This is a genomic window from Pseudomonas sp. Rh2 (assembly GCF_040762985.1).
GTDB classification, from domain to species: Bacteria; Pseudomonadota; Gammaproteobacteria; order Pseudomonadales; family Pseudomonadaceae; genus Aquipseudomonas; species Aquipseudomonas taiwanensis.
In genome coordinates this window covers 3,252,091-3,276,719 of the sequence record NZ_CP142890.1, presented here as the reverse complement: position 1 = coordinate 3,276,719, position 24,629 = coordinate 3,252,091, and the positions used below count along the sequence as shown (strand labels likewise).

Here is a 24,629-nt window from a genome sequence, read left to right as displayed (position 1 = left end):
TTGCGCTCCTTGCAAGCTGTGAAGCCGCACCCGAAGGTGCGGCACGAGAGGGGCGTGGTTCAGGCGCCGGGCACCAGCGCCAGGCCGGCCTCCCAAGGGTGATCGGCCGCGCTCACGTTCGCGTCTTCGCCCGGATTGAGCGCGCGCACCATGACCAGACCGGGTGCTGCCGTCGGGCTCACCGTGATGGTGAGGATGTAGGCCTGGGTACCGCCGGAGTTGGTCTGTCCGGGAATGGCGGATGCGTCTGGCAGGTAGTGGGTGACCTGCGCCGTGATGCCGGGGTTGGAGAATTGCACCCGTGCATTCTGCGTCGTGGTGCTCGGGTCGGCGCCCTGCACCACCAGTACGAACGAGTTGCTGCTGCCCGGTGCAAGCCAGGCGGGCAGGTCGGTGGGTGATTGTCCGTAGAACAGGTCTACTGGCAGCAGTTGAACCGGCCAGGGTTGCAGCCCCTCAACCCGCGCCTGTACGCAAGGGAACGACGGGGGTGTGACGGTGATCGGCTTGGCGGTGACGCTCAGGCCCACCAGCAGTTGTTGGGCGATGACCCACACATAGTCGACCCGTTGGCCATTGATGGTGATGTCATTGATCGAGAAGCCTGCGCTTTGCGGAACCTCGAACACCGCCTGCAGGATCTGGTCGGAGCCGTTGGCCGCCGACTTGGCCGTGCCGCGCGTGATGCGCCAATACTGGCTCACGTCCTGGCCCTGCGGGCCTTTCCAGGCGCTGAAATCGGTGGGCTGTTGCAGGTACAGGCCAATGGGGTTGGTCAGCGACAGCCGATTGTTCACCGCCTTGGTATTGGCCATGAAGCCGATGTGCGGGTCGGAGTTGCGATAGTTCTGTCCGTACTGCGCGCAGCAGATCAGCGACTGGGCGTTCTGGCTGCTGCTCACCGGTCGCAGGAGGGTGGCGGCGGCAGCCAGGTACACCTCGGCACTGAGGGTGTTGGGGCCGGACGTCAGGTGCATCGCGCCGCCGTACTGGCCGGGTACACAGGCCGTACCGGCGTTCCATTTGTTGACCGTGTCATAGGCCGGCTGGCCGGTGGTGGGGTCGATCACTGGATCTCCGGCCTTGCCGGTCGGGCAATCGACGGCATAGCGCAGGTACAGGTCTTCGAGTTGCACGTTCGGGTCGATGTAGTCCCGGTACAGGCCCAGTACCGCGTTCGGATCGATGCGCCACATGGCCAGGAAATAGGCGGGGTTTTCGCAGGTGAATGTGATCTTGCGCATGTTGCCGTCGGTATCGCGCACGATGGACCACTCGCAGTACTCGTCGAGCCAGCCCCGTGGGCCGGAGGGCGAGAACGCCGTGTACTGGCCTTTCCAGTCGATGCTGGGGCAGCGCTTGGCCGGCAGTTGCAGCAAGGTCCCTTGGTTGTCGGGATCGTAGAGTTTGTAGAGGGTGTTGTTGAGGGTGATCTGGCCGTGATCGGCCAATTCCATCACCTGCTCCAGAGTCATGGCGTTGCCGCCCAGTTGGGGAACGATCGCCGCACCGTTGTTGTAGAAAAACGTCCAGAGCCGGTTGGGGAAGGGCGCCCAGGTGATCGCGGGGACAGTCACGTCACCGAAGCCTTCGACGAGCGGATTGTAGTAACCCGAGCGGGGGGCGTCGTTAAGGTTGGACCAGGGGTTGCCGATGATGGACGATTGGGTCCAGCCGGTGAGGTTGTTGTTCCAGTCGGTTTCAAACTGCGGCAACTGGTCTTCCAGGCCCAGCTTGTTGTAGTCCTTGGGGGCTTGGCCGGCGGGCGAGGTGAACTGTGTGAAGGACGTGCTCATGTCGGTTCTCCTGGTAGGCGTGAGGTGGAAGCAGAACAACAGCCGGTCACCGGGGGCGGACCGGCAGGGGTTTGGCGCGGGTCATCCCACACCAGTCGGGCGATGAATCCAGGCAGGGTCGTGTATTGGTCGGGTGTCAGCACGCGGCCGCTGTCCACATGTGTGACCACCAGCGATAACGGCGTCGTAGCGTCGGGCGAGAGACCCAGCGCGCTGGCATTGCGGGCCGCATTCAGTGCGCGGGACACGCCGTGGGTGATGCAGCGGCCCTTGTCGTCCACCAACCCCATGCCGATACGGCTGAAGCGCCCCACGTAATGAGGGTTGTCGGCGCTTACGTGTTGCGCACTGGCGTCGGGCTGGTCGAGGAATACGTCGATCAGGTAGGTGTCATGGGTGCAACGAACATGGTCGAACACCACCCACGGCCCGGGCCCTGCAGCGGTATCCGCAGTCGAGGCGGATGTTGCGCTGTGCTTGCAGCAGGCACTGTTGGCTGCCTTGGGTGCGCCAAACTGCGGGGCTACCGGCACGCCGTAGTCGTAACCGATGTGTCGGCTGTCCTGGGCCATGTCACCCAGGGTGGTGTAGCGCCAAGGGTCGGCAGTGGTGAAGTTGAGTTGCGTGGCGTCACGCCCAACGAACGGCTGGAGCAGGCACTGCGTGGTGAATTGCGCCCCGGGGTGGGCCCTGATCCAGACTTCGAGCATGCGGTCGATGTTGGCGTGGTAGGAGCAAAACACCGGATCGAACGCGGTGTAGGCGTTATCGGCCATGTCGCCGCCGATCCAACCGTGGTAGTTGTCATGAGGTTGCTCGTACAGGCCATCGAAGTTGAGGCTGCGATTGGGGTACAGGCGGTCTTCCTGGGGTGGATCGAACACTGGAATGTTGGCCCATGGATAGCCGGGCACGCCCTGTGGCTGGCTGAAGGTGGCGAACTTCAGGGCATCGACCACCTGCTGCTGGAAGATCCGGCTCATGCCGAACAAGCGCGTGCGAGCGAAGCGCGACTCGTCGCCATGGGTGTAGAACAATGGATCGCGCTGTACGTACCGGCAATCCACCCCGTCGCCCGCGCCGCTGGCGCAGACCTTGGAACAGCCATCCTTGGCAGCCGCATAGCGCAAGGGGTTGGGCCGGGTCTGGCCGGTGTGCGGGTGCACATAGGTTTCATCGAGGAAGGCCTGGGGCAGGCCGGCTTGCGCGCTGCCATCGACGCTGGCGTCTTCGGCCATCCAGTCCCAGTACGGGATTGCGCAGTCGATCAGTTCTTCGAGGTACAACAGGTAGGCCCGATGCCAGAGCGCAAAGGCCTCCTGATAATGCAGGCACCAATTGGTGTGGATATAGGCGTAACGTTGCCAGGGCGAGCCGCTGTCAGGGGCGCCCACGTGCATCACGTCGTCCAAGCGCGCGCGGTACAGGTTCAGCTCCTCCAGGCTCAGGGCGCGGATGTCCTGCCTCACCCGCTTGACCGGCTGCGGCAGGTCCGGCGGTGGGATGCGCTCGGCCAGGTCGAAGGGAGAACTGTCGTCCAGGCGCCAGCCCTGGTTGACCCACAACCTGAAGGTTTCCAGCGCATCGATTGGCCAGAACTGCTGCTGGTCCAGCGTCAGCGGCATGTTGCGCGAGGCGAGGTGCTGGTAAATGGTTTCTGACCAGGCCTTTACCGACCCAGGGTCGTCCAGATACACGAAATAGGCATTCATGCACCCGATCCAAGAGGCGGCCACGTCCGCTCGCTGCGCGGCGGGAATCCAGTACGGGGCGGTGAAAAGGCCGTGGATGTCCGCGGCCCATGTGGGTTTGGCAATGATCATGAGGTCCCTCTCATGCGGCCCTGCGGGCCAGATTTGGCCGGGCTGCTAAGCTCAGTTGATGGTAAAGAGCCAGCCCGCAGGGAATCGTGCAAATTGGCGCGTCCTCGTGGCGGATTCATTGCAGTTTTTCAAGGAAGACACGGGAAAAATGACAGACGCCATGGATCTGAAGATTCTTGGAAAGCTGCAAAAGGATTGCAGCCAGAATCTGGAATTGCTCAGCGACAGCGTCGGGCTGTCTTCCACCAGTTGCTACCGGCGGATCAGGCGATTGGAGAGCGCCGGCATCATCAAGGCCAAGGTCGCCATACTGGACGAGCGCAAACTGGGAATTCAGGTGACCGCGTTCTTTCTGGTCAAGCTCGATCGCGACAGCAACGACATCGACCGCAAGATGCAGCACATCCTCGCCAGCCACCCGGAGATCCAGGATTGCTACCTGATGACCGGCGAGTTCGATTTCGTGATGGTTGCCAAGTTTCGCGACGCCACCGAGTACACCGACTACATCTACCGGTTTCTCGATACGTACCGGGATATTCCGATTCGCACTTACTCTTCCACCCTGGTGGTGCGTACGGTGAAGAAATCCTACGAGCTACCGCTGGAAGGTGGGTTACACCGGGCCGTCGATGTCTGACGTTGTGTTAGCTGAATGAAGGGCAACCATCGCAGATTCGCACGGTGGGTCTCTCTTTCCATTTCCCAGCCCCATCCACTGACGCGTGATGAGCTGCTCGACATCAGCGGGATGAGCAGTTGCAGGAACATACCCTGCTGCTTCCTCGCGGAAACCAAAAGACCTTTCTGCGCAGTCGCCATTGGCCCTTATCCATTCGAGGTCTCTTCCGGCCCCTCTATTTTTTCGCGGCAGTGCATCCATATCGGCAGTTGGCGGGTAGTGATTATCAGGCAGTCGCTCATCGCGCTGCCGATACCCTCTTCAGGAGCTTCCTTATGAGCACCAAGCCCGTAACCGCAATGCTCGCGATTTGTCTTGCACTCGGGGTTACCCCCGTCCATGCCCAGTCTGGCATTCCGGATGCCGTCAAGGTACCCGACGGCCACAAAGTCATGCTGGAAACCGTGGGGGTGGGGGACATTACCTACGAGTGCAGAGACAAGGCCAATGCGCCAGGTCAAACAGAATGGTTCTTCATTGGCCCCAAAGCCGTTCTGAATGACCGCGCTGGTAAGCCAGTGGGTGACTATTTCGGTCCGCCCGCCACCTGGCAAGCCAAGGATGGCTCGAAAGTGACTGGCACCCAGCTCGCCGTTGCGCCTGCGGCCAAAGGCGACCTGCCTTATCAACTGGTCAAAGCTAACCCGGCAGACGGTGCGGGCGCCATGCAAGGCGTCAGCTACATACAGCGCCTCGCCACCCGTGGCGGTGTGGCACCGGCGGTGAGTTGCACGGAGCAAAACAAAGGGGCGCAGCAGATCGTCAAGTACCAGGCGGACTACGTGTTCTGGTCAGCCAAGTGACGATCCACCCGACGGCCTGGGTAACCAGGGCTTGAAGCGCTGTCTCCATTGCTCAGCTACGCTGCTGGACGAGCCCCTGGCGGGTTGCCAGGGGCATCGTCGTGAGCATGATGAAAGGAGCGTCCCACCTTTGAACGCGCCCGCTGTTGCTTTTGACTACGAGGGCTGCCTCGCTGCCTGCGCCCAGGGAGACCGCCGCGCCTTACAGGCGCTGTACGAGCATGAGGGGGCCCGCTTGCTCGGGGTCGTTCAACGCATCGCGCGGGACCCGGCGGCAGCGCAAGACATCGTTCACGATGCCTTCTTGCGCATCTGGACGCGCGCCGCCAGTTACGATTCGACGCGAGGTTCAGCGCGCGGCTGGGTTTACAGCGTCACGCGTCACCTGGCCTTGAACTACGTGCGCGACAGTCGTTGCCAAACCGACCTGGACGAAACCTCCATGGTGGCCGCGCTGACGCTGCCGGCCGACGGTGGCGACATGCAGTTATGGTCAGGGTCGACGAAGATCTACCGCTGCCTTGAGCGACTGCAGCCCGCCGCGCAGCGCTGCATCTTGCACGCTTATGTCGATGGCTGTAGCAACGCTGAAATCGCGATTCTGCTCGGCGCCCCCTTGGGCACTGTGAAGGCATGGATCAAGCGCAGCCTGAAGGCCTTGCGGGAGTGCATGACATGAAAGGTACCCCAGTGGATGCAGGTGATCAGGAGCTGGACGATCTGGCGGCCGAGTACGTCCTGGGAACCCTGGATGCAGAGCAGCGTGCCGCCTTGCACGCGCGGCTTTCAGCAGAGCCCGCCGCACGCGCTGCGGTCGAGTCTTGGGAGGCCCGACTGCTCGCATTGACCCAGCTGGCCGAGCCCCTCGAGCCCCCGCGTCGCCTATGGTGGCGCATTGAGCGCAGCCTTGACGAGTCCCAATCTCCAGGTCCGCGCTATGCCAGTCGGTGGCGCCGCGTCGGCCTGTGGCAAGGCTTGAGTGCTGCCGGGCTGGCTGCAAGCTTGCTTCTGGCCCTGGCGCTGTGGACCCGCACACCACCGGAGACCACCTATGTAGTCGTGCTCGTGGCGCCGTCGGGCCAAGCCCCTGGCTGGGTAGTGCACGCCAATGATGCGCGGATGATCGAACTGATACCCCTTGGCCGCGATACTGTGCCCGATGGCATGACCTTGCAGTTCTGGACCAAAGGTGAACAGTGGCGCGCACCTGTTTCGCTGGGGTTGGTCAAGCCGGGCGAGCCCTACCGTGTGCCTGTGAAGCGCCTGCCAGCGCTCGAGCCGAACCAGTTGTTCGAGTTGACGCTTGAAAAAGCGGGAGGGTCTCCTACCGGTGCCCCCACGGGCCCGGTAAAGTTCATCGGCCGTGCAGTCAAGGTGATCTGATCCGGGCGGGCCGGGCGTGGGCTTGCCCGCGAAACCCAGGTGCAGGCCCTCGCTGGCGGCGCTTGCTGGCACCGCGTAGCAACCACATGCGCGGGCCTGGCCTCAACGCTGGCGCTCAGCCACGGCGCGTAACGTGCGCAGGGTGACCACTGGCGCATCCACCACGAAACGGTTGGCCAGCCAACCGGGTACATCCCCGGCGGGATCTGCCTGTAGGGCATAGGTCACTTCGGTATCGCGCTCACCCAACGGCTTCATGATCCATTGTCCACTGAGCCGTCGTACGCGAATGAGTCCCGGCACCTCGGGCAGCTTGTCCGGGTCGGCGCTCAGATGACGGAACAGGGTGCCGTCTTCCAGGCGCTCGGTAGTCACCTTCACCACGATGTCACGCGGCATGGTGGGCCAGGGCAGGTTGGTAGTGAGGTAGACCCAGGTGCTGTCGCCTGCTACCTCCAGCAGACGCATTTGGGCGCAGGCGTAGAGCCATTTGCAGGCGACACGCAGGTTTTCCTGCAGGTCGGTGAGGGTGCGCACGCTGGCTTTCATCCGGCTGACGCCGCGAAACTGCTGGTAGGGTGAGTCGGTGACAGCGCTCAGGTACACCTTGATGCCTTCGCGGTCATAGGCCAGGTTCCAGTCTTCAGCGGCCAGCGGGCCGATGGGCGAGAGAGAAAGCAGGGCAGCGAACAGGCGGTAGCGGAGCATGATGGACACCGCGCAAGGGGGGAGTAGCAGTATGCGCGGCAAAGAAAAAGCGCGCCACAAGCGCCAGTGGCATGGGGCTGCGAGGTAGCGCTGCGCCGGCGAACCGACTGCTACAGGACCTGCTCGTTCCTGTGGCAGTCGGCGTGATCGATGGCCGTCAGCCTGGGCTCAACGCTGTGGGTTGAGGGTCAGGTGCACGTGGCGGTTGACGTCCTTGTACAGCAGGTAGCTGAACTTGCCTGGGCCACCGGCATAGCAGGCTTGCGGGCAGAAGGCGCGCAGCCACATGAAGTCGCCGGCTTCCACTTCGACCCAATCCTGGTTCAAGCGGTACACCGCCTTGCCTTCCAGCACGTACAGGCCATGCTCCATGACGTGGGTTTCAGCGAACGGAATCACGCCGCCCGGTTGGAAGGTCACGATGTTGACGTGCATGTCATGGCGCATGTCGGCCATGTCGACGAAGCGGGTGGTAACCCAACGGCCTTCGGTGCCCGGCATTTCAATGACGGTGGCGTTGTCGCGGTGGGTCACGAAGGATTCCGGCACGTCCAGGCCTTCGACTTTCTGGTAGTGCTTGCGCAGCCAGTGGAAGGTGCAGTTGGCCTTGCTGTTGTTGCGCAGGCTCCACTCGGCGCCAGGGGCGAGGAAGGCATAGCCACCTTGGCCCAGGGTGTGGTGCTTGCCCTCGACGGTGATGTCGATTTCGCCTTCGACGACGAATACCACGGCTTCGGCGTTAGGGTCCAGTTCCGGGCGCTCGCTGCCGCCTTCCGGGGCCACTTCGACGATGTACTGCGAGAAGGTCTCGGCAAAGCCAGTCAGCGGGCGGGCGATGACCCACATGCGCATCTTGTCCCAGAACGGCAGGTGGCTGGTGACGATGTCACGCATCACGCCTTTAGGGATGACGGCATAGGCTTCGGTGAACATGGCACGGTCAGTCAACAGCTCGGTCTGAGCCGGGTGCCCACCGTGGGGGGCGAAGTACGAATGATTCGACATGGACAATCTCGACTTGTTGTTCTCTCCCCGTGCCGTGAACCGCACCGGCCGGTGCGGCGCAGGGGATGCACGGACAGCATAGGGGCGAGCCTGTATCATCCACAAATTAAATGTTGGAATACCCGGTATTTGCCGGCTGAATGCTGACCTGACGCCCAGCGTGCGCCCCGGGTAGGTGCGCGCCTTGACCGAACAACTTGTGCCGCAAGGTGCCCTCCGTATAGGCCGTGGGGTAGCGGCCACGGTGTTGGAGCTCCGGCACCAGCAGCTCCACCACGTTGGTCAGGTCGTCCGGTTGCACCGCATAGGTCAGGTTGAATCCGTCGATACCGGTTTGGTCGAGCCAGGTTTCCAGTTGGTCGGCAACTTCGCCGGGCGAGCCGATCAGCACCGGACCACGCCCGCCCAAGCCGATGAACTCGGCGGCTTCGCGTACGGTCCAGCGGCGGTTCGGGTCGGCGGCGGTGAACGCGGCCAGCGCGGCGCGGCCGGCGTCGTTCTCGACGTACTCGATGGGCGCGTCCGGGTCCAGGCCTGCGAAGTCGATACCGGTCCAGCCCGATAGCAGGGCCAGGGCGGCATCCAGGTCGACATAGCGTCTGTATTGGGCAAAACGTGCCTCGGCCTCTTGCCGCGTTGGCGCCACGATCAACAGTGCCTGGGCGTAGATCAACACCTCATCACGCCCGCGACCCTGTGCGTCACTGGCCTGACGGATGCCTTCGGCATAGCGGCGCAACACCGTGGGCGTCGGCCCACTGATGAACACACATTCGGCGTGGCGCGCGGCGAACTGCTGGCCGCGCGCCGAGGCGCCAGCCTGGAACAGTACCGGGGTGCGCTGCGGCGACGGTTGGCTCAGGTGCATGCCTGGGACCTGGAAGTGCTCGCCCAGATGGCCGATGGCGTGCACTTTGGACGGCTCGACGTAGCGGCCCGTCTCGCGCTCCAGCACCACGGCGTCCTCGTCCCAGCTTTTTTCCCAGAGCTTGTACAACACCTCCAGGTACTCCTCGGCCAGGTCGTAGCGCTGGTCATGACCCAATTGCCGGGCAAGGCCCAGGTTGCGCGCGGCACTGTCCAGATACCCGGTGACGATGTTCCAGCCCACCCGGCCGTTGCTCAGGTGGTCGAGCGTCGACATGCGCCGGGCGAACGGGTAGGGGTGCTCGTACGTCAGCGAGAAAGTCACGCCAAAACCCAGGTGCTCGGTCACCCCGGCCATGGCCGGCACCAGCAGCAACGGGTCGTTGACCGGCACCTGTACACCACCGCGCAGGGCTGCCTGTGGCCCGCCCTGGTACACGTCGTAGATCCCCAGTACATCGGCGATGAACAAGGCGTCGAACAGTCCGCGCTCCAGCAGGCGGGCCAAGTCGGTCCAGTAGTCGAGGCGATTGAACGCCACGCTGGTGTTGCGCGGGTGTCGCCACAGGCCGGGGGACTGATGGCTGGCAGCGTTCATGCTGAAGGCGTTGAAGCGGATCGGGCGTGGCATGGTAGGCAAGCTCCGCTCAGGGCAGCACGGAGGCTGGGTAGACCGCGTCGGCCACGTGCAGCTTGTGCGGAATCAGGCCCAGGCCCTGGAAGGTGTCGGCCAGTTTCTGCTGCTCGGCGACGATCTGCGCAGTGATGGCCACGGCGTTGTAGTTGCGCCGCTCGCTGGCCACTTCCAGCACCTTGGCGTCGATACCCAATTGCGGTGCCAGCAAGGCTGCAACTTCCCCCGGTTTGGCGTTGGCCCACTGGCTGACTTTGCCCAACTCGGAGAAGAAGGTCTTGAGCAGGTCGCGGTGCTGGTCGGCGAATGTTGCGGTGGACAGGTAGAACGTGCGGTTGTTGGAGAGGCCGCTGCCATCGCGCAGGTTCTTGAGGCCGGGCTGGCTTTCGGCTGCAGCGAGGAACGGGTCCCAAAGGGTGACGGCCTGGACGCTGCCCGACTGCAGGGCTGCCACCGCATCGGCGGCATTGTTGACATAGGCCGGGGTGATGTCCCTGTAACTCAGGCCAGCCTGCTCCAGGGCCACCGCCAGCAGGTACTGGGCGTTCCAGCCACGGCCAGTGGCCACGCGCTTGCCCTTGAGGTCTTGTACCGAGCCGAGGTTGTCCTGCTCGCGCACCACCACACCGATGCCCCGTGGGTAGGGTTGCTCAGCGGCCAGGTACACCACAGGCTTGCCAGCGGCCTGGGCGAACACCGACGGGGCATCGGCGGCGTGGCCGAGGTCGATGGCGCCGGTACTCAGGGCTTCGAGCAATTGCGGGCCAGCCGCGAACTCATGCCAGCTGACGTTCACCCCCTGTGGCGCGAGGGCTTTTTCCAGTGCGCCGCTGCCTTTGAGAATGTTGATGCTGTTGAATTTCTGATAACCGATGCGCAGTGTCCTGGCCTCTTCGGCCAGGGCGTTGGACCACGGCAGCAGGGCACTGGCGACACCGGCCAGCAGGCCTCCGAGCAGCAGGCGGCGCAGAGGGGAAAAAGTTCGTTTGGACATGGCTGACGCTCCTTCAGTTCTTATAGGGCAAACCGTGAACCCAGCCTAAGGAGGAGGCCTGTTGCTTTCAATTCCTTTATTCTCCTTAGTTAGATTGTTTTCTTATTTTTATATCCTTTTTGTTGATTACCTTCAGCGGTGTCAACGACATTTTTTTCACATTGCCTTGCTAGCATCGACGGGCCATTTCAAGGAGCCTGTGTCCATGCCCACCCTGCGCCAGCGCAGCACGCGTATTGCCCTGACCGCCACCGCCAGCCTGCTGGCTGCCACCTTGGGTTTCTTCGCCTGGCAGAGCTTCTATCCAGTGCAGGCTGCCAAGGGTTGGGACGTCGAAGTGTTGCATCGCCAGGTAGACAAAGCCGCTTCCTTGCTGCCCCAGGCCGACGGCAGCCTGCTGGTCAGCCGCGAACTGGACGATGGCAAAGGCAGCATCCTAAAGATCACTGCCCAAGGCGACCGGGTGGTGCTGGTCGATCATCTGTCCAAGCCAGATGGCATGGTGGCCGCCCAAGGGGGATGGGTGTTCAGCCAGGAAGGTGGTCGAGCGCCCGTAAGCCTTGCCCGTGATGGTCAGGTCACTGCGCTGTTCGAGGGCGACAGTGTGCAGGGCCTGTGGAACGACGGCGACACGCTCTACGCCATCGAAGACCGCAAAGGTAATGGCCGCTTGCTGCGTTACGACTGGCACAGTGGCCAGCTCGATGTCTTGCGCTCGGGCCTGACTGAAACTGAAGGCCTGACCCGCTGCAGCGACGGGCGCTTGCTGTATACCGAGAAAGCCACTGGCAAAGTGCGTGCGGTGTCCGACGATGGTCAGGACCCGGTGGTGGTCGAAGGCCTGCGCAACCCGACCTTCCTCTTCTGCGACCAGCGCGGCCTGTGGATCAGCGAAGACAACACCCATCGTGCACGGTTGCTGCGTATCGATGCCCAGGGCGACCAGCACACCGTGCTGTCCTTCCTCAAAGCGCCCCAGGCGATCGTGCCGGACGGCAAGGGCGGATACTTGCTGGCTGAAGGTGGGCGAGACCGCGTGTTGCACCTGCGTCCGCCTGTGGCGCCCGTCACCGCGACACTGCAGTGAATGACCCACGGCCTCCTTAGGAGTGACACAGCAGGCACCGGCTTGCAGGCGATAGTACCGATGACGTCAACGGCGCTGCGCAATCATCAACAACGACTGGGGCACACTGCTTTGCGGGTGCTGGGGCTCTTGTAGGCAGACCAACTGCAACCCAGCCATCTCCAGCGCATTCAGCCAACTGGACAAGGTCCTGAAGTACCAGGGCATCGGCTGCCACTGCCCGGCCATTCCGGCGAATGATTCCTCTCGCCAGCCATCCTGATAGTCCCCGGCAGCCACGCTCCAGGGGTGCAGCGTCTGGACCACCAGCGCACCGCCTGGGGTGAGCAATGCGTTCATGGCCGCCAGCAGCGGGATGATGTCCTGATGCAGCAGCGCGAAGTTGGCACAGATCAGGTCATAACCTGAACCCACGTCTATTTCGGCATCGACCAACTGCCCATAATTGGCCTGGTAGACCAGTGTCGACCCAGCCGATCGCGCTGCTTGCACCAATCCGTCGTCTCCATCGACCCCCACGGCCTCGATGCCGCGTTCTGCCAGTGCCCTCAGCAACCAGCCCTCGCCACAGCCCAGGTCCAGCACCCGTTTGGGTTGACGACCGAGAATGGCCAGTAAGATCGCCTGGTCCGTCACCTGCCGCCTGCTGTCTATGGCACCGCTGCGCACGGCGTCGATCCAGGATTGGGCGTTGCGCTGCCAGCTCGCTTGCAGATCGCTCTCGGGTGATGACATGGCAAGGTCCAATGAGGGGGAGGCGGTTCAAGCATAGGCAATAAAAAGCGGTAAGCTATCGCTTTTTGCCGCCTGCTATTTGCGAGGAACCCGATGAGCGCTGCAACCTTCCGAACTGCCGTACCCACCGACGCCGAGCGTTGTTTCCAGATCGAGTCGACGGCCTACGAAGGCGACGAGGCAGCGACCCTGGAAAAGATCCGCAAGCGGATCGACCAGTACCCTGAAGGGTTTTTGATTCTCGAGGACGCTGGTGAGGTGATCGGCTTCATCAACAGTGGCTGTGCCTGGGAAGTGGTGATGTCGGACGAAGCGTTCAAATCGCTGGTAGGCCATGACGCCGCTGCGCCGAACGTGGTGATCATGTCGGTAGTGGTCGATCCGGCCCACCAGGGCAAAGGCCATGCGGGTCGTTTGATGAGCGAATTCGTCAAACGCATGCGGGATATGGGCAAGCGCCGCATTCACTTGATGTGCAAGGACAGGCACGTGGCGCTGTACGAGAAGATGGGATACCGCTACGTGCAGCCCTCGGCATCCGACCATGGTGGCATGGCCTGGCACGAGATGGAAATGACGCTGTGAGCGATGCCGCTTCACAGGCTGATGGGGCAGCCCCTGAAGCGGCGCGCGGGTCAGAAGCGTCCGTCCAGCCCGATTCGGAACATCTCGTTGCGCTCGTCGCTACCTAGGGCCGTCTTGTAGGACAGGCCCAGACGCCAACTGCGCCCAAGGCTCAACTCAAGCCCAGTGTCCAGGTCGATGAAGTTGCTGTCCATCGGGTCGGGTGACAGCCGATACAGCACACCGTCGTCGCCCTGGTCGGTGTAGCGCATGCGGTAGTCGTCGCTATGGCTGAAGTTGTGGCCCCAGGCCAGCCCCACTCGCGGCGTGAGCACGCCAGCGCGGGTCTGGATGTCGTAGGCACCGCGCAGGCCGAGGAACGAGGTGAAGGTGCGTTGATGCTGCTCGTCGTAGCTCAGGCCATAGATGCCACCGCCACGCTCGCGGTAGTCGTCCAGCGTGGTGACGCTGCCGTTGACCCGTGCATACGGGGCCAGTGAAAGCGCGCCGGCACGGTACTCGTAGCTGGCGGTCAGCGACGCGTACCACTGGTCGGCATCCCGCGAGCCGTGGGCGTAGCCGTTCGACGGGTCGGACGTGACGTAGCGGCGCGAGTCGAAGCGGATGCGGTTGTAGCCAAGCAGCGCGTCCACATACACCTCCGACAGCGGATGGGTGCTCAGGTAGGCCGCCAGGCCCAGCGCATCACCTTCACTGTGGGTGTCATGGTCGCCGACATCGGTGCGGTCGGTGCCGTAACCGACCCCCATGCCCACCACGGTCCGTGGTGAAAGACGATAGTCCACGCCGGCGCTCAAGCCATAGGTGGTGTAGCTATTGTCTTTGGCGCCACGGGCGCGATTGGAGCCGGTGTTGATGAATCCATCGGTCCAGAAGGCCAGCGGCGCCTCACGGCATTCACCATCGATTGTCCGCGCGCTGTCCCGTTCCTTGCGTCGTTGCTCATCCGACTCCGCGTCGTTGCCTTGCAGTTCATCGCGCAGCGCCTTGCCCAGATCGCCAAGGCGCACATCTTCGCGCCCATGCTTGACGCTGGCGTTAAACGCGTTGCGGTCACAGGTTGGCCGGTGCAGTTGTTCCAGGCGGCGGTTGAAGTTGTCCATCTGGGTGCTGGCGAAACGTTCAGCGGCGCGTGATTGGGCGTTGAGCACGCCGATCACTTCGGCATCCTGGCCGGGGTCTGGGCGGGCCTGCACGGTGAAGGTCACGGTGCCGGTTGCACTGCCGCCGTTGCCATTTTCCAGGCTGAAGGTGGCTACGGCAGTGCCGGCAAACACCGTGGTCGGTGCGAAGCGCAGGGTGAACGGGCCGCTCAGGCTTGCGCTACCGGCTGATGCCGGACTGAGCGATAACAGCCGCGCGCGCAGGAACGGGCCACCGGTGGCACCCTGGGTCAGGTCGACGCTCGCCACCTGGCCAGGTACCAGGGCTTCGTTGGACGACACCACGGTGACCGTCTGGGCCGCGATGCTCAGGGCGAAGCTGAAGGTACCGACCGCGCCGTTGACGTCGGTGACAGTCACCTCAAGGGTGTGGGTGCCTGTGCTCTGGGGCGTGCCGCTGATCACCCCACTGCCGCTGTCCAGGACCAAGCCTGTCGGCAGGCTGCCCGCACTCAAGGTGAAGCGGTACGGCGCCATGCCACCGAGCGCGCGCAAGCTCATGCGATAGGCACTGCCCAAGGTGCCGCCTTCGACACTGCCAGCGCTGGGCTCGACATCCAGGGTCGGTGCGCTGACGGACACTGTCACCGTCGCCGGTGCCGAAGTACCGCCAGGGCCGTTGGCCGTATAGGCAAAGCTGTCGCTGCCGGAGTACCCGGCGCTGGGGGTGTAGCGAATACCCAGGCCACTGGCGATGGCGCTGCCATGTGCGGGAGCGCTGGTCACGGTCACGCTGGTCGCGGCGCCGCCGCTGAGGGCGAGGCTGATGGCGTTGGCTGAACTGTTGGCAGCAACCGTGGCGCTGCTGTTGCCAGCTATGGGGGCGCGGTCGGCGATCACCAGCGTATGAGCCTGGCTACCGACCGCGCCATAGGCGTCGCTTACTGTGAAGGTGAGGGCGAAGCTGCCATTGCTGGTCGGCGTGCCGCTGAGCACGCCGGCCGGTGACAGGCTCAGACCGGCTGGCAGGCTGCCTGTGCTGATCGCATAGGTGTAAGGCGCGGTGCCCCCTGAAGCACCCAGGCTGGCGCTGTACGCAGTGCCCAGGGTGCCATCGACCAGGTTGGCGAGATTCAGCGCCAGGGTCGGTGCGGTCACGCTCAGGCTGACCGTGGCGGGCGCCGAAGTGCCGCCGGGGCCGGTGGCGGTATAGGCAAAGCTGTCGCTGCCTGAGAAACCTGCCGTGGGGGTATAGCTGATCGCCGTGCCGCTGACCACTGCGGTGCCGTGGCTGGGGGCGGTGCTGATCGCCACGCTGCTGACCGGACCGCCACTCAAAGCGAGGGGGATGGCATGGGTCGAACTGTTGGCAGCGACCGTAGTGCTGACCGCACCGGCCACCGGCGCCTGGTCAGCGATTACCAAGGTGTACGCCTGGCTGCCGGTGGCACCGTAGGCGTCGGTGGCGGTGATGGTCAGGTTGAAGCTGCCGCTGTTGGTCGGTGTGCCGCCGAGTACGCCGGCCGGGGACAGGACGAGGCCGGTGGGCAGGCTGCCGGCAGTGACGCTGTAACTGTAGGGTGCGGTGCCGCCCACGCTGCTGAGTGGGGTGCTGTACGCCGAGCCGACGATGCCACCGCCGAAGGTACCAGGGGTGATGACCAGGGTTGGGGCGCCCACGCTGATATTGACGGAGCCCGGTGCCGAGGTACCGCCCGGGCCGGTGGCGGTGTAGGTGAAGCTGTCGGCCCCGGAGTAACCGGCATTCGGGGTGTAGGTGATGCTGGTGCCGCTGGCGGTTGCCGTGCCATGGCTGGCCGCGCTGACCACGGCAACACTGCTGACAGGGCCCCCACCGAGGTTGAGTGTGACCGCGTTGGTGGTGCTATTGGCCGCCACCGACAGGTTGACGGTGCCCGCCACGGGGGGCTGCTGGACAATGGTCAGGCTGTAGGCCCGCGAACCAGTGAAGTTATTGCCGTCGGTTGCGGTGACGGTGAAATTGAAGGTGCCATCGGCGGTAGGCGTACCGCTCAGGGTGTCGCCACTGAGGGTCATGCCACTTGGCAGAGCACCCGCCGTCACGGCAAAGGTGTAGGGCGCAGTCCCGCCGCTGGCACCGAGGGTAGCGCTGTAGGCCACGCCAGCGATGCCACCGCTCAGGGAGACCGGTGAGACGGTGATGGTCGGTGACGCCACGGTCAAGGTGTAGCTGCGCGAGGTGGTGAAGCTGTTGGCGTCGGTTGCCGTGACGGTGAAGGTGAAGGTGCCGCTGACGGTGGCCGTACCGCTCAGCGCATTCCCGATCAGGGCCAATCCAGCCGGAAGGCTGCCCGCGATGATGGCATAACTGTAGGGTGCCGTACCGCCCGTGGTGTTGAAGGTGCTGGTGTAAGGAACTCCTGCGCTGGCATCGCTCAGGGAGGTCGGCGTGAGGTTGAGCGTCGGCGCTGCGATGGACAGGGCGTAAGGTTGCGACCCTGTGGCACCGAAACTGTCGGTTGCGGTGACGGTGAAGTTGAAGGTACCGCTGGCGGACGGCGTTCCACCCAGCGTGTTGCCGCTGAGGTTCAGTCCGGGGGGAAGCGCGCCGCTGGTAAGGCTGAAGCTATAAGGCGCCGAGCCGTTGCTGGCGCTCAACGTGCTGCTATAGGCGGTGCCAGCGGTTCCGCTGGGCAAGGTCGCAGGGCTTAGTGCCAAGGTGGGCGGCGAAACCGTGAAACTGATGGTTGCCGGTGCGGAGGTGCCAATGGCGTTGCTAGCGGTATAGGTGATGCTGTCTGGGCCTGAGTAGCCTGCTGTGGGCGTATAGGTGATGCTGGTACCGCTGGCGGTCGCCGTACCATGGCTGGCCTGACTGGCCACCGCCACGCTGGTGGCCGCGCCGCCGCTAAGGTTCAGGGGGATGGGGTTGCTACTGCTGTTGGCTGCCACAGTTGCGCTCACCGCACCGGCAATGGGCGGTGCGACGTAGGTGTACTGGCTATTGCCATTGATCACGGAGGAGCCCGCTGCCGTGGTGACCACCACCGGCACGGTACCCGCTGACCCACTGGGGGTGGTCGCGGTGATCGAGGTGTCGCTGTTGACCGAGAATGTCGCTGCGTTGCCGCCAAATGCCACCCCTGTGGCGCCGGTGAAACCAGTGCCGCTGATGGTCACGCTGGTGCCCCCGCTGGTGCTGCCCGAGGTGGGGCTCAAGCTGGTCACCGTGGGGCCGCCGGTGATGGTGATCGAGTAGTTCACGGTCGCGGGAGTGAAGCTGTCGAACACCGTCAGGGTGAAGCTGTAAACGCCGGGCGCGACGTTTGGGGTGCCATTGATGGTAGTCGACTCACTGTTCGTGGACTCGGCGATGGTCAGGCCTGTTGGCAAGCACTTCAATGAGGGGTCGTAGGTCACGCTGACATCGCACTCGTACCAGCCGGTCATCGGCAGGACGCCGCCTGAGACGCTCAGCGGGATACTCAGGCTCTGACCTGCGGGGAAACTGCCCAGGTTGCTGCCTGGGGCAGGGCTGAACGTCATCGCCATGGCCTGGGCTGGCATCATCAGGGCGAGCGCCGACAGCCACAGCAGAAGGAACGACCTGGTCAGCCAGGCACGGTGGTACGCGAGTGAGTGCATCATGGGGCTTCCTGCCATGTTTCCGATCAGTGATCGCCTACGGACTCAGAGTGGGGGAGAACTGGGGCTGAGCGATGGGCCGGCCCTCTTCATGACTTCAGGCAAAATGGCTAACTGTCCATGTGCGCATTCCATTGCGTTGGGTGTTCGTGTCAGGCCGTTACAGGGAAACGGTGCATAGGCAGGTAAAGGCCATCGCCGGGCTGTACCTCGAAGCCCAGGCGCCGGTAAAGCGCCTGGGCCGGGTTGCAGGCGTCGACGCTGAGCGCACAAGCCTTGCCGTGCAGGTCCGCCACCGCCAGTACCGCCCGCAGCAGTGCGGTGCCGATGCCTTGGCGCTGCCAGGCCGGCATAAGGGCGATGTCCACCACCCGCAGCTCGGCCTGTTTCTCGTCTACGCACAAGCGACCGATGGCCTGTCCGGCCCGTTCGACGATCAGGAATGCGGCCTGTGGATAGTGCTCGGCATAGTGACGTGACTGCAGGTCGGCCTGGCCGTCGAGAAACGCCAGACGCTGTGCATCGCTCAAGGGCAAGCCCTCGAACTCGATGCCTCGTCGGGCCACGAACAGCGCCCGCAGCAGACTGACATCACCTTCGCCCTGCCGCCGAAGACCAAACCCGATGCCTACTGGCAGCGCCAGCGCAAGACGCTCGCTCAGGGGCGCGCAGGGAAGTTGCCGTCGTAGCATATGCAGTAGGCCAGGGTCAGATAAGGTTGCTGGGCGTTGCGGGTCGTCCTGTTGAACGGGGTACCCGCCTTGCTCACGGTGACAGGGGCCAAGGTGTAGTCGGTGTTGCCGGCTACACCGTTGTACAGGCGCAGGTTGCGCGGCTGGCTGAGAAAACTTTGGCTGGTGGGCGTATCGACGGCCGCCGCGAAATTCGTCCCAGGTTGGGCCCGGAGCGCATGGGTATGAGGCGCGAAGTTGGCTGGTGTCAGCGTGGCCTCATCCGCTCCGGCGCTGGCATCGAGCGCACGCGCGGTCAATCCGGGGCCGGCACCCACGCCCATGGCGACCTGACCGTTGAGATTGGGCAGGTTGAATTGGTTGGTGTTACCGCCAAACCCGTACCCCAAAACGGCAAAGAGGCTCTGGAACTGCTGGATCGGCCTTGCCGAACCGTCGCAGAGCAGCCAACCATCGGGAATGTAGGTATACGGAAACAGTCGAATTTCTCCAGTGAAAGCGTCCATGAGTCATATCCCTGAAAAGTGAAGAGCAGGCCTGGGTCTCAGAATTGGCTCGGGTAGATGCCGGTCAGGGCGATGATGTAGTTGATGGCGCGCGACCCCATCATGTTGTCGTGTGGTGAACCGATGCCGCCCGAGCGCACCAAGGCGCCGTTGTTCAGCGTGACGGCGGTATCCGTGTTTGCCGTGCTGTACAGCCCCTTGACCGGACCGGCTGGGGTGAAGGCGGCGAAGGTGCAGGTGTTGTGGGCGGAAGGGCCTGCCGGCTCCGCCGTGGTGGCGGGGGCGTTGGTGACACTGAAACCATGGCTGTGGGCCGGGGTATTGGCAGCCGTCATCGCCACTTGTTCGGTGCCGACGATCTGCCCCAGGGTACGGGGTGTCAGGTTGTTGCCTGCGCCGGTGCCAACAGCCACCCGGCCGCGCAGGTCGGGCAGGGCGAAGGTGGTTATGCCATCGCCACCGTAGGTGGTGCCGATCAGCGAGAACAGCGCTTCGTTCTGGCTGATCGGTAGCACGGATGCGTCGCAAAAAGCCCAGCCAACGGGTGCGTATGAACCTGCGAACAGCCGAATTTCCCCGAGGTAGTTATCTGACATGACTTGCCCCTTGAGATGATAGGTGTGGTAGCCGTTACTGGCGTGGCGGGAAGACGCCCTGGGTGGCGATGCAGTAGCTCAGGCAGATCGAGGGCTGCATGTTGGGTATCGGCGTCTGCCCGGTGGCTGCGATGGTGTCAGCGTGGAGGGTCACCAGCTTGTTCGTGTCGGCGGTGATGTAGGTCGGCTGCGCGGCAACACCGTTGGCATTGGCGCTGGTCGCGGGGTAGTTGCCGGCCGGGCCGCCATTGCCGAGAGTGGCGTTGCTGACTTGTACGCTGTGGGTGTGTTCGGGCAGTGCGCTGAGCGGCAGCATCACAGACTCGACGCCACCCGCTTGTCCGGTGCTGTGAGAGGCGAATGCCGGGTTCACGGGTGGCCAGTCGTTGCGCCCCATCGCCACCCGACCACGCAGGTCGGGCAGTGCGAAGGTGGCCTTGCCGTCTCCTCCGAACTGCACACCCAGCAATGCGAAAAGTGCCTGGTTCTGAACGATCGGCAGCAGCCGGCCGTCGCAGGGCAACCAGCCTTTTGGTATCACCGGCCAGCTGAACAGGCGGATTTCACCTAGAAAATTCTCCATGCTTCAACGTCTCCATTACCCAAACTGCATGCACTGTAAATGCCCATCTCCGCAGGGAGCTGAGCGCCGCGTACGACGAAACAGGTGATAGACAGAACCGCTTTGGCCGGGGGCCGACTACTACTACCGTGCTAGTAGCTTGGGCATGATCCTTTCCTTGGGGCCCGAACAGAGGAGGCTGGATGCCTCGGAGATAGCTGGAGTCTAGTTAGCTGATGGGTAAATGCCATCATTTTTGCAGGGATATTTGAAGATTATTTGCAACGATCAGATGCGGCTGTCGAAGGCCGCGCGTAAGTGCATCAGTCCAGCACGTCGTGCAGCACTTCGTAGATCAAGCCTGAAGCGAGGGCCACTAATATGAGGTCGGTACCAGCCTGCCGCCATTCATAGCCGTCGTAGTGCGGCAGGCGCCCCAGCAGGCGGCCATCGAGCTTCTTGGCTATGCCGGGTGGCAAGGGCTTGCCGCGTGCCAGGTTTTTCTGGATGCCGGGTGGCAGCGCAGTGCCGGCGTTCCAATAGTCCCGGTTATCGTTGAGAATGATCCGCACGCCGCCCACATCGATCGATGGGCCACCATGCCAGTCGTTGCCGTTTCCCTGATGCCCCGAATTTCCGTGTTGCCCGCCCTTGTCGTGGCCTTTGCCCTTGCCTGGGTCGGCGAGCAGGGCAGGGCTTGTACCCATCAGCAGCAGGCTGAGGGCGGTCGACAGCAGCGTCTTGAGCTTGAGCATGTGGGCTGTTCCTTGAGCACATGAAGGTCAACTACAGCTTAGCCAAGCCGCCAGCGTGTGTTGAAAGCCCGTGTGGCTGTGTGTAACGCACTGCATTTCGTCGCCTGGTACAAAACTTAAAGGCGGTTCACCGGTCTTACGGCGATCCCACCTCGCCCATGGAGGCGTATAGAAAATGAAAAAGACCTTGGTAGCCGTGTTTGCCTGTGCCTTTGCGCTGGGGAGTGCGGCGTTGTTACCGGCTGATGTTTCGCCGATTGGCGCGGCTTATGCCAAGGGCGGTGGTAACGGGGGTGGCCACGGCGGCGGCAATGGCGGCGGTCATGGCGGTGGCAACGGAAATGGCGGCGGCCAGGGTGGTATGGGCGGCAATGGCAACGGTAAAGGCTCGACGGGTGAGCATGCGGGCAAAGCCACCCGTGATCATGGCGTAAGCGGAAATCACTACGGCAGTACCCGTAACGACGACCGTGGGCACGGCACCGCCACCTCCGGTGTTGCGCATTCCAAGGATACCCGTGGCCTGGCCAAGTCGACCGCCGTGTCGCGCACCACGCCGGGCGACCACAACACCAAGGGCTTGAGCAATGCCGTTCGCTCGTCCTCCAAGAACGACCGCTGAAGGCTGAATGAGCAACGCCCAGTCTATGCTCGCCATAGGCTGGGTCGTTCTCCGCGACTTCACCCGCGACAAGTAGGCGAGCGCTGCAGCTCTGCCAGTATCTGCTCGACAACCGGCAGGCGACGATTACCACCAGGCACCATCACTGGCATCCGCGCAATCGGCGCAATGTCGTGAGCGAACCCCAGGCACTAGGCCTCCTGCGCCAGCGTCCGAGCGTCCCGGACATCGCCCTGCATGGCCAGGGCTTGGTGGCTGCCCCAGGCAACTCCACGCGGTCCACCGGCAGCGCGGTGAGCCACAGCAACAGACGTTCAGCCTTGGGGCAGTTCGAACCCGGTGATGGCCCTGTCAAGTTTCAGTGCCTGGGCATGCAGCACCCGCATCAGGTGCAATGAAGCTTGGGATGGGGGCTCGAAGCGTGAGTAGACGAAACTGATATCGAAGTGAATGTCCTCCGCCAGCGGCACCACTTCAAGGCCACTGTCCTGTGCCACGAACTCGTCGATCAGGGTCATGCCCATGCCTTGCTTTACCAAGGCCACAGCTTCGTTGGCGTTGGTGAACGACAGCAACGACTCAAGGTGCAGGCCTCGGCGCTGGATTTCATGCGCCAACAACCGGCCAAACGGCATGTCGGGCCGGAACAGCAGCAGCGCGTGCCCCACCAACTGCTGCAGCGTCAGCGCCGGCTCCTGGGCCAAGGGGTGATCGGCAGGCATTACCGCAACCATGCGCCCCCGCATGAACGGTTGGGACACCAGATGGTCATGCACCACTGGAAGGGCAGCAATCGACAGGTCGACCTTCTTCGACAGGATCTGGTTGGGCATCTCGTTCATCAGCGAGGTCTGCCACTCGATGGTCAGCGATGGCGACTCGCGCTTGAGCTGCGCCAGGGCGATGGGGATCACCACTGTCGACAACGATGCACTGCACGAAATGCGTAGGTTGCGGTGGCTGCCCGAGGCCAATGACAACGCGCACTCGTTGACCTGCAGGGCGGCCTGGTACACCCGCTCTACTTCACGGAACAGGACATGTGCCTCCTCGGTGGGGACCAGACGATTGTTGATGCGCTCGAACAAGCGATATGCCAAACGCCCTTCGACGTAATGGATCAGCTTGCTCACGGCTGGTTGGGACACATACAGCATCTTGGCCGCGGCACTGATCGAGCCGGTCAGCATCACCGCGCGAAACACCTCCATGTGCCGCAGTTTGAACACCATCGCGCTGGATGCTGGGCTGTCCGGGTCTTGGGGCATGTGTATTACCTTTGGTTATGATGTCTGCCATCTGGGTATGAGCGCCAAACGTCGGCGCGCAGTATCGTCGCTCCAGCCTCGCCGCCACGATGGCGGACGATAACAGGATCTACGTTCAGGCGCAGAAAGCGTCAACCAGGGAGCTGTCCATGAACATCTTTGATGAACCGAAGATCGATTGCCATAACCATTTGTTTGATCCCGATCGCTTTCCCTACCATCCGGATGCGCCTTATGCCCCCTCGGGCCAGGAAGTTGCCACGCTAGAGCAGTTCACCCAAGTGATGGAGGCCTATGGCGTGCAACACGCGTTGCTGGTCGGCCCCAACAGCGGCTATCACACCGACAACCGCTGCCTGCTCGATGCGCTGGCGCGCGGGCAGGGCCGTTTCAGGGGCATCGCGGTGGTCGAGCCGGGCATGAAACTTGGCCAGCTGGCGGCATTGAAGGAGCAAGGCGTGGTCGGGGTTGCCTTCAATCCAGCGCTTTATGGGGTAGGCTGCCTCGACGGCTGCGAAAGCCTGTTCGGCAAGCTGGCCGAGCTTGATCTGTTCGCCCAGGTCCAGGTGTGCGAAGACCAGCTACTGGACGTACAAGCGCGGTTGTTGCGCCTGCCAACGCGGTTGCTGATCGACCACTGCGGCCGCCCTGACGTTGCTGCCGGCTTGCAACAACCGGGCTTCCAGGCGTTACTGCGCCTGGCAGGTTCTGGCCGGGCGACCGTCAAGCTGTCAGGCATGCAGAAGTTCGCCGCGCCGCAGGCACTGTTCGAGCAAAGTGCTGCCTATGTCCAGGCATTGATCGAGGCGTTCGGCCCCCACGCCTGCCTCTGGGGCTCGGATTGGCCCTTTATCCGCCAACGCTCACGTGTCGATTACGGCCCGTTGCTCAAACTCGCCGAGCGCCTGGTGCCCGACCCCACGCAGCGCCGTCAGATCATGTGGGACACCCCAAGGCGCTTGTTTGGTTTTGCCTGAGCACTGCGATACCCGTACAGGATGAGTGAACTGCAGGAGTCCGCTGGGCTGCCCCGCTGCAAGCATGCGCGGCAACGGGGCAGGGTGATTCACTTCCTGCCTTTGGCGGCCTGGAAGGAGGCCACCATGTCTTTGGCCCAACCATCGAGCACAGCCTTGGCGTCCTTGGTTTGCATCACCTGGTCGGCGTTTTCAAGCTCGCTACCTGCACCCTTGCGGACCACCTGGGCGACCACCTGCTGGTTGCCGCCGTCGATGAACGCCGCCTCGGTGGCGATGGTGGTGTCCTGGTCGCGAATACCGGTGGCCGTGCTTACACCTGCTGCGATCAGGGCGATCGGGATGACTTCATACGGGCGCAGGCCTTTGGTCTTGGCACTGACTGCAGTGATTGCCGGACGCACTATCAGGACGCGTGGACCCGGTCCTTTGGCCAAAGGTAACACCTCAGAGAAGTGGCTTTTGAGGGTCTGGTCGTAGTAGTGGGTAATGCCAGTCAAAGTCGACTGTGGGACTTTTTCGGTGGGTTGGGGTTTCGGATAAAGCTGGCTCGGTTCGATGTAGACGCTGGTATAACGATTGGCGTCGACATCCGGTTTGATCCAGCGCATGACTGGCGCGCCGGAAGGCGACTTGTCTTCCTTCAGTAAGCTGTAGTCCTTCAGGAAGCCCGAGTACTGATCGGACTCCACGTACTTGCTCGCGCAGCCATATAGCATGACTGTAGCAAGACACAAGGTTGCAACCAATGGCCGGGTTTTCATGCAGCACTCCTTCCTACGTTGAGTGATATCCCGCAGGCATGCGGGCGACTCTTGG

23 protein-coding genes are annotated in these 24,629 nt (G+C 63.1%); 8 read left to right on the top strand and 15 right to left on the bottom strand.

What is annotated here, in order from left to right:
- Window positions 1-59: 59 nt before the first annotated feature.
- Both VXM67_RS14685 and VXM67_RS14680 read right to left on the bottom strand, forming a co-directional pair.
- Window positions 60-1,796, bottom strand: a complete 1,737-nt coding sequence (locus tag VXM67_RS14685) for a hypothetical protein (RefSeq protein ID WP_023380723.1) — start codon at window positions 1,794-1,796, stop codon at window positions 60-62.
- Window positions 1,793-3,619, bottom strand: coding sequence for a tyrosinase family protein (locus tag VXM67_RS14680; RefSeq protein WP_367237111.1), 1,827 nt, complete (start codon window positions 3,617-3,619; stop codon window positions 1,793-1,795). The genes VXM67_RS14685 and VXM67_RS14680 overlap by 4 nt, the downstream gene beginning before the upstream one ends.
- Before the next feature lie 160 nt (window positions 3,620-3,779).
- On the opposite strand from VXM67_RS14680, the gene VXM67_RS14675 reads away from it, so the two are divergent.
- The 4 genes from VXM67_RS14675 (at window position 3,780) to VXM67_RS14660 (ending at window position 6,487) form a co-directional block, all read left to right on the top strand.
- Window positions 3,780-4,259, top strand: a complete 480-nt coding sequence (locus VXM67_RS14675) for an Lrp/AsnC family transcriptional regulator (RefSeq protein WP_027907360.1) — start codon at window positions 3,780-3,782, stop codon at window positions 4,257-4,259.
- A gap of 317 nt (window positions 4,260-4,576) precedes the next feature.
- Window positions 4,577-5,104 (top strand): DUF3455 domain-containing protein, encoded by a 528-nt coding sequence (locus tag VXM67_RS14670; protein ID WP_023380720.1) that lies wholly within the window; start codon window positions 4,577-4,579, stop codon window positions 5,102-5,104.
- 130 nt (window positions 5,105-5,234) lie between these two features.
- Entirely contained in the window at window positions 5,235-5,783 is a 549-nt protein-coding gene (locus VXM67_RS14665; protein WP_027907362.1) for a sigma-70 family RNA polymerase sigma factor, read from the top strand.
- Window positions 5,780-6,487, top strand: coding sequence for an anti-sigma factor (locus VXM67_RS14660; RefSeq protein ID WP_367237109.1), 708 nt, complete (start codon window positions 5,780-5,782; stop codon window positions 6,485-6,487). The genes VXM67_RS14665 and VXM67_RS14660 overlap by 4 nt, the downstream gene beginning before the upstream one ends.
- A gap of 102 nt (window positions 6,488-6,589) precedes the next feature.
- On the opposite strand, the gene VXM67_RS14655 is transcribed toward VXM67_RS14660, so the two are convergent.
- From VXM67_RS14655 to VXM67_RS14640, 4 genes are all read right to left on the bottom strand, one after another.
- The gene (locus tag VXM67_RS14655; protein ID WP_104881720.1) at window positions 6,590-7,195 is read right to left on the bottom strand and encodes an START domain-containing protein; all 606 of its coding nucleotides are present in this window, start codon (window positions 7,193-7,195) and stop codon (window positions 6,590-6,592) included.
- Between the two features lie 168 nt (window positions 7,196-7,363).
- The gene (locus VXM67_RS14650; RefSeq protein WP_023380716.1) at window positions 7,364-8,200 is read right to left on the bottom strand and encodes a bifunctional allantoicase/(S)-ureidoglycine aminohydrolase; all 837 of its coding nucleotides are present in this window, start codon (window positions 8,198-8,200) and stop codon (window positions 7,364-7,366) included.
- Between the two features lie 106 nt (window positions 8,201-8,306).
- Entirely contained in the window at window positions 8,307-9,698 is a 1,392-nt protein-coding gene (locus VXM67_RS14645) for an LLM class flavin-dependent oxidoreductase (RefSeq protein ID WP_104881721.1), read from the bottom strand.
- Window positions 9,699-9,714: 16 nt separating this feature from the next.
- Window positions 9,715-10,695, bottom strand: coding sequence for an aliphatic sulfonate ABC transporter substrate-binding protein (locus VXM67_RS14640; RefSeq protein ID WP_023380714.1), 981 nt, complete (start codon window positions 10,693-10,695; stop codon window positions 9,715-9,717).
- A 205-nt stretch (window positions 10,696-10,900) separates the two neighbouring features.
- Here VXM67_RS14640 and VXM67_RS14635 point away from each other — a divergent pair, with 205 nt between their 5' ends.
- Window positions 10,901-11,782 (top strand): hypothetical protein, encoded by an 882-nt coding sequence (locus VXM67_RS14635; protein ID WP_104883860.1) that lies wholly within the window; start codon window positions 10,901-10,903, stop codon window positions 11,780-11,782.
- Between the two features lie 66 nt (window positions 11,783-11,848).
- On the opposite strand, the gene VXM67_RS14630 is transcribed toward VXM67_RS14635, so the two are convergent.
- Entirely contained in the window at window positions 11,849-12,517 is a 669-nt protein-coding gene (locus VXM67_RS14630) for a class I SAM-dependent methyltransferase (RefSeq protein WP_367237108.1), read from the bottom strand.
- A 93-nt stretch (window positions 12,518-12,610) separates the two neighbouring features.
- Between VXM67_RS14630 and VXM67_RS14625 the strand changes: the two genes are divergently transcribed.
- Window positions 12,611-13,102: a GNAT family N-acetyltransferase gene (locus VXM67_RS14625; RefSeq protein WP_023380711.1), complete on the top strand. Its 492-nt coding sequence runs from the start codon at window positions 12,611-12,613 to the stop codon at window positions 13,100-13,102.
- A gap of 50 nt (window positions 13,103-13,152) precedes the next feature.
- Here the strand turns inward: VXM67_RS14625 and VXM67_RS14620 are convergent, their stop codons facing one another.
- From VXM67_RS14620 to VXM67_RS14595, 6 genes are all read right to left on the bottom strand, one after another.
- Window positions 13,153-17,835 carry a putative Ig domain-containing protein gene (locus tag VXM67_RS14620; protein WP_367237107.1) on the bottom strand — a complete coding sequence of 1,561 codons (4,683 nt, stop codon included), beginning with the start codon at window positions 17,833-17,835 and terminating at the stop codon, window positions 13,153-13,155.
- 149 nt (window positions 17,836-17,984) lie between these two features.
- Window positions 17,985-18,524 carry a GNAT family N-acetyltransferase gene (locus VXM67_RS14615; RefSeq protein ID WP_367237106.1) on the bottom strand — a complete coding sequence of 180 codons (540 nt, stop codon included), beginning with the start codon at window positions 18,522-18,524 and terminating at the stop codon, window positions 17,985-17,987.
- A complete protein-coding gene (locus VXM67_RS14610; RefSeq protein ID WP_023380708.1) occupies window positions 18,491-19,030 on the bottom strand; it encodes a phage tail protein in 540 nt (179 codons plus the stop codon). Before VXM67_RS14610 ends, VXM67_RS14615 begins: the two co-directional genes overlap by 34 nt.
- A gap of 38 nt (window positions 19,031-19,068) precedes the next feature.
- Window positions 19,069-19,626, bottom strand: coding sequence for a phage tail protein (locus VXM67_RS14605; protein WP_023380707.1), 558 nt, complete (start codon window positions 19,624-19,626; stop codon window positions 19,069-19,071).
- A gap of 34 nt (window positions 19,627-19,660) precedes the next feature.
- Entirely contained in the window at window positions 19,661-20,209 is a 549-nt protein-coding gene (locus VXM67_RS14600) for a phage tail protein (RefSeq protein ID WP_023380706.1), read from the bottom strand.
- A 302-nt stretch (window positions 20,210-20,511) separates the two neighbouring features.
- Window positions 20,512-20,943, bottom strand: a complete 432-nt coding sequence (locus VXM67_RS14595) for an anti-virulence regulator CigR family protein (RefSeq protein ID WP_023380705.1) — start codon at window positions 20,941-20,943, stop codon at window positions 20,512-20,514.
- Between the two features lie 175 nt (window positions 20,944-21,118).
- Here VXM67_RS14595 and VXM67_RS14590 point away from each other — a divergent pair, with 175 nt between their 5' ends.
- Entirely contained in the window at window positions 21,119-21,565 is a 447-nt protein-coding gene (locus VXM67_RS14590; RefSeq protein ID WP_023380704.1) for a hypothetical protein, read from the top strand.
- 314 nt (window positions 21,566-21,879) lie between these two features.
- On the opposite strand, the gene VXM67_RS14585 is transcribed toward VXM67_RS14590, so the two are convergent.
- Window positions 21,880-22,833, bottom strand: a complete 954-nt coding sequence (locus VXM67_RS14585; RefSeq protein WP_027907368.1) for a LysR family transcriptional regulator — start codon at window positions 22,831-22,833, stop codon at window positions 21,880-21,882.
- A gap of 149 nt (window positions 22,834-22,982) precedes the next feature.
- Here VXM67_RS14585 and VXM67_RS14580 point away from each other — a divergent pair, with 149 nt between their 5' ends.
- The gene (locus tag VXM67_RS14580) at window positions 22,983-23,810 is read left to right on the top strand and encodes an amidohydrolase (protein ID WP_023380701.1); all 828 of its coding nucleotides are present in this window, start codon (window positions 22,983-22,985) and stop codon (window positions 23,808-23,810) included.
- 89 nt (window positions 23,811-23,899) lie between these two features.
- Here VXM67_RS14580 and VXM67_RS14575 read toward each other — a convergent pair whose 3' ends face one another.
- Window positions 23,900-24,574, bottom strand: coding sequence for a DUF3313 domain-containing protein (locus VXM67_RS14575; protein ID WP_027907370.1), 675 nt, complete (start codon window positions 24,572-24,574; stop codon window positions 23,900-23,902).
- Window positions 24,575-24,629 lie beyond the last annotated feature (55 nt).

What these genes read in the sequence shown, in the direction of transcription:
- VXM67_RS14670 (WP_023380720.1), top strand. Translation starts at nt 4,577, where the DNA reads ATGAGCACCAAGCCCGTAACCGCAATGCTCGCGATTTGTCTTGCACTC.
- VXM67_RS14675 (WP_027907360.1), top strand. Translation starts at nt 3,780, where the DNA reads ATGGATCTGAAGATTCTTGGAAAGCTGCAAAAGGATTGCAGCCAGAAT.
- VXM67_RS14610 (WP_023380708.1), bottom strand. Translation starts at nt 19,030, where the DNA reads ATGGACGCTTTCACTGGAGAAATTCGACTGTTTCCGTATACCTACATT.
- VXM67_RS14600 (WP_023380706.1), bottom strand. Translation starts at nt 20,209, where the DNA reads ATGGAGAATTTTCTAGGTGAAATCCGCCTGTTCAGCTGGCCGGTGATA.
- VXM67_RS14640 (WP_023380714.1), bottom strand. Translation starts at nt 10,695, where the DNA reads ATGTCCAAACGAACTTTTTCCCCTCTGCGCCGCCTGCTGCTCGGAGGC.
- VXM67_RS14585 (WP_027907368.1), bottom strand. Translation starts at nt 22,833, where the DNA reads ATGCCCCAAGACCCGGACAGCCCAGCATCCAGCGCGATGGTGTTCAAA.
- VXM67_RS14580 (WP_023380701.1), top strand. Translation starts at nt 22,983, where the DNA reads ATGAACATCTTTGATGAACCGAAGATCGATTGCCATAACCATTTGTTT.
- VXM67_RS14575 (WP_027907370.1), bottom strand. Translation starts at nt 24,574, where the DNA reads ATGAAAACCCGGCCATTGGTTGCAACCTTGTGTCTTGCTACAGTCATG.
- VXM67_RS14625 (WP_023380711.1), top strand. Translation starts at nt 12,611, where the DNA reads ATGAGCGCTGCAACCTTCCGAACTGCCGTACCCACCGACGCCGAGCGT.
- VXM67_RS14635 (WP_104883860.1), top strand. Translation starts at nt 10,901, where the DNA reads ATGCCCACCCTGCGCCAGCGCAGCACGCGTATTGCCCTGACCGCCACC.
- VXM67_RS14655 (WP_104881720.1), bottom strand. Translation starts at nt 7,195, where the DNA reads ATGCTCCGCTACCGCCTGTTCGCTGCCCTGCTTTCTCTCTCGCCCATC.
- VXM67_RS14630 (WP_367237108.1), bottom strand. Translation starts at nt 12,517, where the DNA reads ATGTCATCACCCGAGAGCGATCTGCAAGCGAGCTGGCAGCGCAACGCC.
- VXM67_RS14620 (WP_367237107.1), bottom strand. Translation starts at nt 17,835, where the DNA reads ATGATGCACTCACTCGCGTACCACCGTGCCTGGCTGACCAGGTCGTTC.
- VXM67_RS14650 (WP_023380716.1), bottom strand. Translation starts at nt 8,200, where the DNA reads ATGTCGAATCATTCGTACTTCGCCCCCCACGGTGGGCACCCGGCTCAG.
- VXM67_RS14645 (WP_104881721.1), bottom strand. Translation starts at nt 9,698, where the DNA reads ATGCCACGCCCGATCCGCTTCAACGCCTTCAGCATGAACGCTGCCAGC.
- VXM67_RS14615 (WP_367237106.1), bottom strand. Translation starts at nt 18,524, where the DNA reads ATGCTACGACGGCAACTTCCCTGCGCGCCCCTGAGCGAGCGTCTTGCG.
- VXM67_RS14685 (WP_023380723.1), bottom strand. Translation starts at nt 1,796, where the DNA reads ATGAGCACGTCCTTCACACAGTTCACCTCGCCCGCCGGCCAAGCCCCC.
- VXM67_RS14590 (WP_023380704.1), top strand. Translation starts at nt 21,119, where the DNA reads ATGAAAAAGACCTTGGTAGCCGTGTTTGCCTGTGCCTTTGCGCTGGGG.
- VXM67_RS14660 (WP_367237109.1), top strand. Translation starts at nt 5,780, where the DNA reads ATGAAAGGTACCCCAGTGGATGCAGGTGATCAGGAGCTGGACGATCTG.
- VXM67_RS14595 (WP_023380705.1), bottom strand. Translation starts at nt 20,943, where the DNA reads ATGCTCAAGCTCAAGACGCTGCTGTCGACCGCCCTCAGCCTGCTGCTG.
- VXM67_RS14680 (WP_367237111.1), bottom strand. Translation starts at nt 3,619, where the DNA reads ATGATCATTGCCAAACCCACATGGGCCGCGGACATCCACGGCCTTTTC.
- VXM67_RS14605 (WP_023380707.1), bottom strand. Translation starts at nt 19,626, where the DNA reads ATGTCAGATAACTACCTCGGGGAAATTCGGCTGTTCGCAGGTTCATAC.